We start from the raw sequence: 11526 nt of genomic DNA, 5'->3' as shown, positions 1-11526 counted from the left end.
CGCCGCAGCATGGTTAGCGCTGCGTTAACCATGTCGGTGCAAACCAGGGATCATGGCGATCCAGGGTCTCAGGGGCGCGGTCGAAGCCGCCATCCAACGTGCGTCCAACGCGACAGGCGTGGACTTCACGTTCCTGATGAAAACCGCCAATCGCGAGAGCGGCTATAACCCTCGCGCCAAGGCCTCATCCTCGTCGGCCGCCGGCCTGTTCCAGTTCGTCGAGCAGACCTGGCTGTCCACCCTCAAGCAGCACGGCTCGAAATACGGCTACGCCCGCTACGCCGACCTGATCACCAAGGGCGCCAATGGCCGCTATTCGGTGAACGGGGCCGAGGCGCGCAAGGCGGTGATGGACCTGCGGCTGGACGCCCACGCCTCGTCGCTGATGGCCGGGGAGCTTGCCTCCGACCACGCCTCCTATCTGAAGGGCCGCACCGGCCGCACGCCCACGGCCGGGGAGCTTTACGCCGCCCACTTCCTGGGGCCGCAGGGTTCGGCCCGGCTGATCGAGGCGGCCAACACCCGCCCCGGCGCCTCGGCCGCCAGCCTGTTTCCCGAGGCCGCCCAGGCCAACCGCTCGATCTTCTACCGCGACGGCCGTCCCGCCACCGTCGCCGAGGTCTATGCCAACCTCACCCGCACGGGCGGCATGGGCCGGGCGACCAGCCCCGCCGCCGCGCCCGCCGAGGACGGCTTCATCCAGTACGCCTCAGCCCGCCGCACCGAACGGATGAAGGAGCAGGACGCCCTGGTGGACCTGATCCTGCGCGGCTCCCAGAGCCCCGACCGCGACGGCTCCAGCTCGCGCCTGACCGGCTCGATCTTCTCCAGCGAGATGCTGCGGGTGCTGTCCGACGCCCGGGACGGCAAGAGCTAGGTTTCTGACGCCTGGCGTTCCCCTGAGGGCTAGCGGCGCCTCTGCGGGCCTCGCCAAAATGCAGACCTTCCGAAGGTCGCAAATGGGTGGGTGGTTAGCGGTCGTTCCGGCCTGCAAGCTCCAGTCTCGCCAATGACGTAGCAGCGTACCGAAGCACATACGGCTTTGCCTCTGGCTTGTTAGTCGGAAACACTGATCCGAAGAATGCCACGTAGCAGTCATGCATGCCGATCTCATCGTCGCGCCAGCAATGCACCACGACGCCATACTCAGGTGTGCCAGTCCCGTCGTAGCGAACGGCTGTGCCTGGCGCGACGAAGGTGTCGGTGAAGCTGTCACTGCGCTCGATCATCGCTCCACCGTCGCGCTTCATCTTCCACAGGGCAAGGTCGCCTATGGGTCGCAATCGGCCTCGGGCTGGGCCCCCGCAAGCAGACGTTCCCCGAGAGCGCCGGAACCGACTTGGTCGATGTCAGCCAAGGGGGGGGACTCAGGCGAACCGCTTCACAAGGAGAAGGGTGGTGAGCCCGCTGGCCCATTCCTGGTCGGGATATCGGCCCTCTTCCAGGTAACCGCGGGCGGCGTAGAACGCCTGGCTGCGAACATTGAAGGTATCGGTTTCGAGGCGGACCGATGAAAACCCTGCGTGAGCGATCTCGGCTTCAGCATGGTCCATCAGCCGTCGCCCGACGCCCTGCCGGGCATGCGCCGAGCGCACGTGAAGCGCGTTGATGAAGTCGCCATCCCAATCGGCGAAGCCGGCGATTTCGCTGCCCACCTGCACGACCCAGAAGAGGAGCCCTCGCGAGCCGACGTAGGCAGCCGGTCGGTTCTCTTGGACGTAGGCCAGCGCAGCGCTCTCCGAGATATTTGGTCGCCACGTCGAGTCGAACGTGTCGAAGAGGACGCGCTGCAAGGCCGGTGCGTCCGCCGCAGCCGCCGGCCTCAATATTGAACTGCCGTAGTCGCCCATCCGACAACCATAGAAGCGCCGCGAACGGTCGCAATGGGTCGTCAGCGCTCGCGACCAGAGCCGCCGCTACCCCGCCGCGCCACTCGCCATCATCGCGTCGATCTCGGCGTCGGAATAGCCGATCTCGCCCAGCACCACCCGGGTGTGTTCACCGAGGCCGGGCGCCGCCGGACGCTGGGTGGCGGGCACGCCAGGGAACTGGGCCGGCGAATTGGGCGAGCGATAGGTTCCGCCGTGGCCGTCCTCCACCGCGACCAGGGCGCCGGCGGCTTCCACCTGGGGATCGGCGGCCACCTCGGCTGGTGTCTGGACCGGCGCCCAGACCAGGTCGGCCTCGTCCAGGCGGCGGGCGATCTCGGTGAAGTCGAAGGCCCCGAAGGCCGCCTCGAACTCGGCCACCAGCTCGCGGTTGTTGGCCTTGCGCGCCTTGCCGCCCTTGAAGCGCTCGTCCTCCAGCAGTTCGGGCCGTCCGCAGGCCTGGGCGAGAGCCGGCCAGTCGGAGCCGCCGCCGCGCGGGTTCAGCACGAACCACCGATCGTCGCGGCTCTTGTAGAAGTTGGCCAGGGGATCGAAGGGGTCGGTGCGGGGACGGTTGGAGGCCAGCTTGCCAAACACCAGCTGCACCGCCAGGTCTGACCCCACCACATAGGTGCCGGTGGCCAGCAGCGAGGTGGCCACAAGCCGTCCCTCGCCGGTCTTCTCCCGCTCATAGAGCGCCGCCAGGATCGCCGAGGTGGTGGCCAGGGAGGTGGTGTGATCTCCTACCCCGGTGCGCAGGATAAAGGGATCGGAGCCCTTGGGTGCGTGCATGCGGGCGACGCCGGCCCGGGACCAGAAGGCGGTCACGTCGAAGCCGGGCAGATGCGCGTCGGGGCCCTCCAGGCCATATCCGGTGACGACGGCGTAGATCAGCCGGGGGTTGGCCGCCCTCAGGGTCTGTTCGTCCAGGCTGTACTTCTTCAGGGAGGCGGGGCGCACATTGGTCAGGAAGACGTCGGCCTCGGCGGCGAGGCGGGCCAGGGCGTCGCGGCCCTGCGGCTTGGCGATGTCCAGCACCACGGCCCGCTTGCCGCGGTTGTCCATGCCGAAGGTGGGATTGCCGGTGAGCTCGCTCTTGGCGTCGGCGAAGACGTGCCGCATCGGGTCGCCCTGCGGCCGCTCGACCTTGATCACCTCGGCGCCCCAGTCGGCCAGGATGCCCGCCGCCCCGGGGGCGGCGATGTAGGAGGCGAATTCGACGACCTTCAGACCCTTGAGCAGCACGCGCGTTCCCCACCTGTTTTGGGGATCATACTGGGCGCCGAGCGCAATCCAACGAAGTGGTGGCCGGTTCGTCGGAAAATTGCGCGACCAAGCAAGAGTCGACCTGATCCGATTTCATCGGATAGTTCGCGGCCCCCTGCCTCAAGCCGTGAGGCGCGTGGGGATCTCTCTGCGGGTCACGGCGACCGCGTCGGCGACGGCGCGGGCCACGGCCGCCACGCTGACCGGCTTGCGCAGGACCGCGTCGGCGCCGGCGTCGGTGCATTCCCTGGCTTCCTCGGCGTCACCGCCGATCACCGCCACGATGGGAACCTGAGCGCCGGGGCCTTCCAGGCCACGCACGGCGGTGATGGTGGCGGGACCATCCATGTTGGGCATGCGGCCATCGATCATCAGCAGGTCGAATTCGCAGATCTTTGCCAGTTCGAAGGCGCGGCGGCCGTCGACGGCGTGAACCACCTGGTGCCCCAGCTGCTCGATCACCGCGCGCAGCATGGCGGCGTTCAGCGCGTCGTCCTCGGCGATCAGCACCTTCAGGGTGCGGCGCTCGCTGGGATCGGGGGCGACGGCCTCCACGGCCTCGATCCCCCGTTCGGCCACGGCCTGCGCGTCATAGGGCAGTTCCAGGCGGAAGCAGGACCCGACGCCGACGGCGCTGTGGGCGGTGAGGTCGCCCCCCATCAGGCGGGCGAGCTGGCGGGCCAGGGAGAGGCCGAGGCCCGCCCCGGAGGTCCCGGCGCTCGTGCGCTCGACGCGGGCGAAGGGCTCGAAGGCGCGCTCCAGCTCGTCGGAGGTGAGACCCGGGCCGGTGTCGGCGATCTCGACCGCCAGGCGGCCGCTCGGGGTGATCTCGAGGCGGGCCTCGACCCGGCCCCGGACGGAGAATTTCACGGCGTTGCCGATCAGGTTGGCGATGATCTGGCGGGCCCGGTGCGCGTCGGCCAGGGCCGCGCCGGCATGGCCACCCTCCAGCTCTGGCGGGACATGCAGGGTCAGCTCCAGCCCCTTCACGGAAGCGTTGGGGCGGTTCAGCAGCACCAGGTCGCGCAGCAGGGCCACGGGATCGAAGGGGCGGGTGTCCACCGATAGGCGGCCGGCCTCGGCGGTCTCGGAATCCAGGGTGGTGTTGAGCACGGCGATCAGGTCGTTGGCGGCGTCCAGGGCGGCGGTCAGCTGCTCGCGGGAGGGCGCGCCACGACCATTGCGACCGGCGGCTGCGGCCAGGACGTGGGCGACCCCGGTCAGGCCGTTGCGGATCTCATGGCTCAGCGTCGCCACCAGGTCGGACTTGGACTGGGCCAGGCGCTTGGCCTCTTCCACCTTGCCCGCCCGGTCGGCGATCAGAATCTCGCGCTCGGCGGCCAGGGAGAACTGACGGCGCAGGATGCGGTTGAGGATCAGGGCCAGCGCCATGGCCAGCGCGATGGCGCCCCAGGCGTTGCTGGCCAGGTCCTTGTCTTCGGGGCGGGAGAACAGCGCGATCAGTGGGCCGGCGGCGGCGGCGGGTCCCACGATCAGCAGGCTGGGCAACCAGGGGGAGGCGAAGAAGATGATCACCACCGAGGCCGCCAGGGCGGTCATCAGCAGCGGCTCGCGAGCGGGACCCGCGCCATCGGAGAAGGCGGCGATCTGCGCCACGGCCAGGGCCCAGATCAGGGCCGACAGGATCTGGACACGTCCCCGCTGCACGGTGTTGGCGGCGTTGTCGGGGTTCTTCAACCAGTTGACGACGCCGTAGAACGCACCCCAGGCGCCGGCGAAGATGGCGAAGGTGCCGGTCATCCAGACGGCGTTCACCGCATGGCTGCCGGCCCAGACATAGGCCGGGAGGCTGACGGCGAACACCGCCAGGGCGTAGGGCAGGAGGGCGGTCTGGGCCTCCAACGCCTGCTGTGTCGCCGATTGGCCGCCCCGAATAGGCTCGGCCGTCCGATCATCTTGGGTCGTGGCCATGGGGCGCCTCTGGGGGAGATATCGCCACGCAAGGTAGTGGTTCAGGGTTGGCGCGGAGTTACCGGCCAGGGTTAATCCACAGCTTCCCGACCTCACGGCCAAGCAACCGATCATTAAGCCTAACCAGTCACTATAACGGAGACGGACTCCGGTGATTCCGGGGCGGGGACAGGTGCAGGTATGGCGACCACGCGGGCGGCGCTGACGGATGAAGACATTCGCACCCTGGTGAAGGGCGCGACCCCGGACGAGCGGGCCGTGGCGGCCCACAAGCTGTGCCGGAATATCGACCGCTACGAGCTGTCGGACGAGGAACGTGTCCAGGCCCAGGAGATCCTGCGGGTCATGGCCGCCGACGCCGGCGAGCTGGTTCGCCGGGCGCTCGCCGTCACCCTGAAGAATTCCACCATCGTGCCGCGCGACGTCGCCCTGCGGCTGGCCAAGGACGTCGAGAGCATTTCCCTGCCGATGCTGTCCTCCTCGCCGGTGTTCACCGACGAGGACCTGGCCGAGATCGTGCGCCTGGGCGGCCCGGTGCGCCAGGTGGTGATCGCAAAGCGTCCCCGCGTCTCCCAGACCGTCACCAACGCCATCGTGGAATACGGCGTCGAGCGCGCGGTGGAGGCCGCCTGCGCTAACGACAACGCCGACTTCGCCGACCGGGCGCTGGCCAAGGTCATCGAGCGCTTCGAGAAGTCCGAGCGGGTCCTGGCCGCTGTCGCCTATCGCGCGGCCCTGCCGTTGGCGGTCACCGAAAAGCTGATCGACCTGGTGAGCGAGGAGGTCCGCGACCACCTGCTGAACCATCACGCCCTGTCGCCGGACCTGGCGCTCGAGATCGCCATGGGGGCCAAGGAGCGGGCCACCATCGACCTGGTGGACCAGGCCGGCCGCGCGCCGGACGTGAAGAGCTTCGTGGCTCACCTGCACAAGCACGAGCGGCTGAACGCCTCCCTGCTGCTGCGGTCCTTGGCCCACGGCCACATGACCTTCTTCGAGTGGAGCCTGGCCGAGTTGGCCAGCGTGCCGCACCACCGCACCTGGCTGATGATTCACGACGCGGGGCCGCTGGGCCTGCGGGCCATCTATGAGCGGGCAGGGCTGCCGGCCCGCCTGTTCCCCGCCTTCCGCGCCGGGGTGGACACCTTCCATTCCATGGAGTTCGACGGCGGCGCCCGGGACCGCGAGCGGTTCCAGGAACGCATGCTGCAGCGGTTCCTCACCCAGCCCGCCAACGCCGCCCGCGAGGACGTCGAATATCTGCTGGAGAAGATGGACCGTATCACTCACGAGGCCCGCAAGACGGTGCGGCTGTCCGAGAGCGCCTAAAAGCAGACTTGCTTGCTGCGCCTGTGGCGCCCAAGCTGGGGCATGACCGATATCGCCCCCGACGCGGACATCAAGCCCGCCGCCACCATCCTGCTCCTGCGCGACGACCCGACCTTCGAGGTGCTGATGGTCAAGCGCCATCATCAGATCGACTTCGCCTCAGGCGCCCTCGTGTTTCCGGGCGGCAAGTCGCACGCCGGCGACCATGATCCCGCCTGGGCCGGCCACACCCTGGGCCACGCCGACTTTGACGCCGAGCAGCGGGGCCTCCGGATCGCCGCCATCCGCGAGGTGTTCGAGGAGGCGGGCATCCTGCTGGCCTCCCACACCGACGGCTCGCCGATGGGCGATCAGATCGCGCCGATGAACGTGCGCCAGGCGGTGGATCGCGGCGAAATGGCCTTCCTGGACGTGGTGAAGGACCTGGACGCCAAGCTGGACCTGCACGCGCTCACCATCTTCGCCCGCTGGATCACCCCGCCCCTGACCCCCAAGCGTTTCGACACCTGGTTCTATGCGGCCCTGGCGCCCGCCGACCAGCTCGCCGCCTGCGACGGCCGCGAGACGGTGGACGCCGAATGGATCGAGCCGGCCGAGGTGCTTCGCCTGGCCGACGCCGGCGCGCGCAAGGTCATCTTCCCCACGCGCATGAACGTGCAGCTGCTGGCTGAGGCGACCAGCGCCGCCGACTGCGTGGCGCGCGCGCAGGGGCGCACCCTGGTCACCGTCCTGCCGAAGATCGAGGACCGCCCCGAGGGCCGCGTCCTGACCCTGCCGGCCGACGCCGGCTACGGCATCGTCGCCGAACCGCTGGCCAATGTGATGTGATCGGAGGAGACCTCTCTCATGGGAGAAGGACTCCGGGTCTTAGAGCCCGGTTTCGCGGACCTTGGATTCCAGCGCTTCGATCAGCGCCTTACCCACAGGATGTTCGTCGGTCTTGATGTCGTCGCGGACGGCGGCCTTGATGGCGTCGATGTGGGCGTCGATCAGGGCGATCGGCGCCTGCATGCGCTTGTCCTTGTCGTCGATCAGCCGGCACAGGGAGGCGCCGATGCGGGTGATCAGCGGGAATTCGTAGGTGGTGCCCAGGCCCTTCAGGTCGTGGGCGCGCAGGTAGAGGAATTCCATGGTTTCAGGGTTCATGCCCTCGCTCTTCACGCGCTGGCGTGCGGCTTCGAGCTTGATGACCTCGTCGTTCAGCCACTGCGAGAAGTTGCCCGAGAGGCTCTTCAGCGCGGCTTCGGCCTTGGCGATGGCGGCCGGATCGATCGCGCCGAACCGGCCCCCGACCTTCAGGCGAAGCGTGTTGGGGACCTGGATCACCTGACCGGAATTCTCTTGGCTCACGACTCGGCTCCTGAACTTAGTCCACAGAAACCTAGATCGCAGGCGTTAACAACGAATGAGGCGGGGGTGCGGCGAGATGGCCGCGCGGCGCGCGATCGCGCCCGACATCCTAAACCGCGAATTGCTCGGTCAGCATGCGTTCTTCCAGGCTGCGCCCGGCGTCGAACAGCATGTACATGCTGATCTCCCGGTCCTCGGCGACGTGGACCTCCAGGACGTCGCGGACCTCCAGGTTGTCGGCCACGGCGCTGACCGGCCGCTTGTCGGCCTCCAGGATCTCGAAGCTGACCTTGGCGGTGTGGGCCAGAAGGGCGCCGCGCCAACGCCGGGGGCGGAAGGCGCTGATCGGCGTCAGGGCCAGCACCTTGGCGTCGAGGGGGATGATCGGTCCGTGGGCCGAGAGGTTGTAGGCCGTCGAGCCGGCCGGGGTCGCCACCATGGCCCCGTCGCAGGACAGCTCGTTCAGCCTCACCTTGCCGTCGATGGAGATGCGCAGCTTGGCGGTCTGCCGGGTCTGGCGCAGCAGGGAAACCTCGTTGATCGCCAGCGCCCTGTGCTCCTTCCCGTAGGAGTCGACCGCGGTCATGGTCAGCGGGTGGATCACCGCCTTCTCCGCGACGTTGATCCGCTCCAGCAGGCCTTCCTCGCTGTACTCGTTCATCAGGAAGCCGACCGAGCCGCGGTTCATGCCGTAGATCGGCTTGTGGCCGCCGCTCATCTGGTCGTGCAGGGTTTCCAGCATGAAACCGTCGCCGCCCAGGGCCACGACGACCTGGGCCTCGGCCATCGGGGCCTCGCCGTAGCGGGCGATCAGGGCCCCGCGCGCTTCTTGGGCCTCGGGGCGGTCGCTGGCCAGAAAGGCCAGGCGGGTCACGAAGGGCTGCGCCTTGAACATGCGGCGAGGTGCGCGAGAAACGCGGGTCTTGTCAAACCTTGCCGGCCGCCTGGCGGAACGCGGCGTTGGCGATGTCCGGCGCGAATGGGCCAAAGGCGCCCCCGGCGCGGCGTTCGCCCTCCTGGCCGCCGCCGGGCTTGCCGCCGTTCAGCTCGCGGACGAGGCCCAGGATGGTCGGGAAGACGCTGCGGTCGATGCCGACGGCGGCGCAGGCCAGCGCCAGCAGTTCGGGCCGGTCCGAATCGACCGAGCGGCGCACGTGCTCGGGATCGAAGCGGCCCAGGGTCGCCAGGCCGCCGACGAACAGGGACAGCTTTTGCTCGCGCAGGGCGCGCAGCAGGTAGCCGGGACGCAGCTGGCCGGCGATGTCGAGCTTGGCGAGCAGCCGGCGCTCCATCTCCTCCTTCTCGCCTTCGCGCTCCCAGACCTCCTGCTGTTCGGGATGCTCTGAGACGACGCCGCCGTGGGCCTCGCGCACCGATTCGGCGATGGCGGCGTCCATCGCCTCCGGGTCGAGGCGGAAGCGGGCGGTGAGCGCCTGGCGCAGGGCCTGGCCCACCCAGATGTAGAGCTCGCGCGCCAGGTCGTCGGTCAGCCCCGGATGGTGGGCGCAGGGAGAGCGCAGGGACACGATCCGCCGCGAGGCCTGGACCAGGGCGGTGAGTTCGCTGTCGGCGATCTGGGCGGTGAGATTGCCGGCCAGGGCGGTCAGCACCGCCGGCTCGTTCTGATGCAGGATGGCGGAGACCACGGGTGGGCCGACATTGGGCCGGCGGGCCACCTCGATCTGGTGCTCGATCGTGGCTTCGGTGAGCAGGCGCACCAGGTCGGGATCCTGCAGGACCGGACTGGAGCTGATGATCGGCCGGGCGATCTCGATGTCGTCGAGGGCGAGCACATTGATCAGGGCGGCGGGCGCCCAGGCGGCGGTCGCCAGCTTCTCAGCCAGGCGCTTGCGGATGTCCCGCTCGGCCTCCACCACCAGGCTCATGAAGATGGAGGAGAGCAGGGCCTGGACCGGCCCCGAACTCATCACCGCCTCGGCGCCCTCGCCCGCGTCGCAGAGGTCGACGATGGCCAGCAGCAGGCGCTCGCGGTCCTGGACGGCGCGGCTCCTGGCCAGACCCAATATCTCTTCCGTCTTGGCGGCGACGCTCAAACCCGTTTCCTTGCTGGGAATCGTTGCGGTCTGATTCTGCTCAGACCCGTATGAAAACATGGTTACAAGCTGCCAACCACAAATCTGGCGGGCAGCTTGTTTAAGTGCGGGGGGCGAAATGGCCGAACCTTTGATCCTGGCGCTGGACCAGGGGACCACCTCCACCCGGGCCATCCTCTTCGACGCGCAGGGCCGCGCCCTGGCGCAGGCCGGGCGGCCGCTGGAGCAGTTCTATCCCGCGGACGGCTGGGTGGAGCATGACGCGAACGAGATCTTCGCCACCAGCGTCGCGGTGATCAAGGAAGCGATCGAGAAGTCCGGGCGACCCATCGGGGACGTCACCGCCATCGGGGTCACCAACCAGCGCGAGACGGTGGTGATCTGGGACAAGGCCACTGGCGAGCCGATCCACCGCGCCATCGTCTGGCAGGACCGCCGAACCGCCGCCACCTGCGAGCGCTTGCGCCGCGCCGGCCATGAGGCCCGAGTCACCGAGATCACCGGCCTCCTGCTGGACCCCTATTTCTCCGGGACCAAGATCGCCTGGCTGCTGGGGGATATCCCGGGCGCGAGGGCCAGGGCCCAGGCCGGCGAGCTGCTGGTGGGCACCATGGACAGCTGGGTCATATGGAAGCTGACTGGGGGGAGGGTGCACGCCACCGACGCCACCAACGCCTCGCGCACCCTGCTGTTCGACATCAGGAAGCAGCGCTGGTCGGAGGAGATGCTGGACCTGCTGGACGTGCCGGCGGCCCTGCTGCCCGACGTGCGCGACTGCGCCGCCGACTACGGCCAGACCGACGCCGCCCTGCTGGGCCGCGCCATCCCGATCCGCGGCGTGGCCGGCGATCAGCAGGCCGCCCTGATGGGGCAGGGCTGCATCCGGCCCGGTGAGATGAAGGCCACCTACGGCACCGGCTGCTTCATGCTGGTCAACACCGGCGAGACCGCGCCGCTGTCGCGCGCCAAGCTGCTGACCACCGTCGCCGCCCGGCTCAATGGCAAGACGACCTACGCCCTGGAGGGCTCGATCTTCATCGCCGGCGCGGCCCTGCAATGGATCAATGAAGGGCTGAACGTCCCCGGCGGCGGTTCGGCCATCGAGGCCCTGGCCCAGACCGCCAAGGACGACCATGGCGTGGTCATGGTGCCGGCCTTCACCGGCCTGGGCGCGCCCTGGTGGGACGCCGAGGCGCGCGGAGCCCTGTTTGGCCTGACCCGCGACACGACGCTCGCCGAGATCTCCCAGGCCGCCTTCGACGCCTGCGCCCTGCAGACGCGGGACCTGGTGGAGGCCATGCGCGCCGACGCGCCCAGCGCCTTCGGCGCGGCCGTGGAGATCCGCATCGACGGCGGCATGTCGCGCTCCTCCTGGTTTAGCCAGCGCCTGGCTGACCTCACCGGCGTGCCGGTGGGCCGGGCCACCTACCAGGAGACCACCGCGCTCGGCGCGGCCCTGTTCGCGGGACTGGGGGCAGGGGTCTACGCCACCGTCGAGGACGCCGCCGCCGCCCGCCCGGCCACCGAACGCCACGACCCCAAGCTGGACGGCCATGACCGCGAAGCCGCCTACGCCCGCTGGCTGGACGCCGTGGCCCGGGTGCGGACCGAGGGGTAGGCGCGGACCTGGCAGGGGCTTGCTGGCCTGAACCAACTTGCCTTAGGTCCGGCGCCGGGGCACAAGCCGGGCATTCATCGGACCCGGCTCGCCGGGTGGCTCGGCCGGG

10 protein-coding genes and 1 other annotated feature (1 of these 11 running past the window's edge) are annotated in these 11526 nt (G+C 69.2%); of the genes, 4 read left to right on the top strand and 6 right to left on the bottom strand.

The features are described 5' to 3' along the window. The first annotated feature begins 52 nt into the window (after window positions 1-52). Complete coding sequence (locus Q8N10_RS13260; protein ID WP_370690263.1) at window positions 53-877, top strand: transglycosylase SLT domain-containing protein; 825 nt, start codon at window positions 53-55, stop codon at window positions 875-877. Window positions 878-1367: 490 nt separating this feature from the next. On the opposite strand, the gene Q8N10_RS13255 is transcribed toward Q8N10_RS13260, so the two are convergent. From Q8N10_RS13255 to Q8N10_RS13245, 3 genes are all read right to left on the bottom strand, one after another. Beyond that, entirely contained in the window at window positions 1368-1850 is a 483-nt protein-coding gene (locus Q8N10_RS13255) for an N-acetyltransferase (RefSeq protein WP_304783020.1), read from the bottom strand. Window positions 1851-1916: 66 nt separating this feature from the next. After that, entirely contained in the window at window positions 1917-3113 is a 1197-nt protein-coding gene (locus tag Q8N10_RS13250) for a CaiB/BaiF CoA-transferase family protein (protein WP_304783017.1), read from the bottom strand. A gap of 141 nt (window positions 3114-3254) precedes the next feature. Then, the gene (locus tag Q8N10_RS13245) at window positions 3255-5066 is read right to left on the bottom strand and encodes an ATP-binding protein (protein ID WP_304783013.1); all 1812 of its coding nucleotides are present in this window, start codon (window positions 5064-5066) and stop codon (window positions 3255-3257) included. 180 nt (window positions 5067-5246) lie between these two features. Between Q8N10_RS13245 and spbR the strand changes: the two genes are divergently transcribed. Next, window positions 5247-6395 (top strand): pole-localized protein SpbR, encoded by a 1149-nt coding sequence (spbR, locus tag Q8N10_RS13240; RefSeq protein ID WP_304783010.1) that lies wholly within the window; start codon window positions 5247-5249, stop codon window positions 6393-6395. 42 nt (window positions 6396-6437) lie between these two features. After that, on the top strand, window positions 6438-7223 hold the full coding sequence (locus tag Q8N10_RS13235) for an NUDIX hydrolase (RefSeq protein ID WP_304783007.1): 786 nt from the start codon (window positions 6438-6440) through the stop codon (window positions 7221-7223). A 39-nt stretch (window positions 7224-7262) separates the two neighbouring features. Here Q8N10_RS13235 and Q8N10_RS13230 read toward each other — a convergent pair whose 3' ends face one another. The 3 genes from Q8N10_RS13230 to Q8N10_RS13220 form a co-directional block, all read right to left on the bottom strand. Beyond that, window positions 7263-7745: an Hpt domain-containing protein gene (locus Q8N10_RS13230; protein WP_304783005.1), complete on the bottom strand. Its 483-nt coding sequence runs from the start codon at window positions 7743-7745 to the stop codon at window positions 7263-7265. A gap of 109 nt (window positions 7746-7854) precedes the next feature. Beyond that, complete coding sequence (locus tag Q8N10_RS13225) at window positions 7855-8640, bottom strand: NAD kinase (RefSeq protein ID WP_304783002.1); 786 nt, start codon at window positions 8638-8640, stop codon at window positions 7855-7857. A gap of 31 nt (window positions 8641-8671) precedes the next feature. Continuing rightward, window positions 8672-9799 carry a DUF2336 domain-containing protein gene (locus Q8N10_RS13220; RefSeq protein WP_304783000.1) on the bottom strand — a complete coding sequence of 376 codons (1128 nt, stop codon included), beginning with the start codon at window positions 9797-9799 and terminating at the stop codon, window positions 8672-8674. Between the two features lie 118 nt (window positions 9800-9917). Between Q8N10_RS13220 and glpK the strand changes: the two genes are divergently transcribed. Continuing rightward, complete coding sequence (gene glpK, locus Q8N10_RS13215; protein WP_304782997.1) at window positions 9918-11417, top strand: glycerol kinase GlpK; 1500 nt, start codon at window positions 9918-9920, stop codon at window positions 11415-11417. Window positions 11418-11493: 76 nt separating this feature from the next. After that, window positions 11494-11526: a sequence feature (sul1 is cis-regulatory element that is thought to sense ions involved in sulfur or methionine metabolism; They are found in Alphaproteobacteria), on the top strand (it continues 20 nt past the right edge of the window).

The organism is Phenylobacterium sp., from assembly GCF_030693625.1.
Classification (GTDB): Bacteria; Pseudomonadota; Alphaproteobacteria; order Caulobacterales; family Caulobacteraceae; genus Phenylobacterium; species Phenylobacterium ferrooxidans.
Note: the sequence above shows the minus strand (reverse complement) of the source record. Positions and strands in the feature narration are given on the sequence as shown.

Coding starts and splice junctions, on each gene's coding strand:
- Q8N10_RS13225 (WP_304783002.1), bottom strand. CDS start 8,640: ATGTTCAAGGCGCAGCCCTTCGTGACCCGCCTGGCCTTTCTGGCCAGC.
- glpK (WP_304782997.1), top strand. CDS start 9,918: ATGGCCGAACCTTTGATCCTGGCGCTGGACCAGGGGACCACCTCCACC.
- Q8N10_RS13245 (WP_304783013.1), bottom strand. CDS start 5,066: ATGGCCACGACCCAAGATGATCGGACGGCCGAGCCTATTCGGGGCGGC.
- Q8N10_RS13255 (WP_304783020.1), bottom strand. CDS start 1,850: ATGGGCGACTACGGCAGTTCAATATTGAGGCCGGCGGCTGCGGCGGAC.
- Q8N10_RS13260 (WP_370690263.1), top strand. CDS start 53: ATGGCGATCCAGGGTCTCAGGGGCGCGGTCGAAGCCGCCATCCAACGT.
- Q8N10_RS13235 (WP_304783007.1), top strand. CDS start 6,438: ATGACCGATATCGCCCCCGACGCGGACATCAAGCCCGCCGCCACCATC.
- spbR (WP_304783010.1), top strand. CDS start 5,247: ATGGCGACCACGCGGGCGGCGCTGACGGATGAAGACATTCGCACCCTG.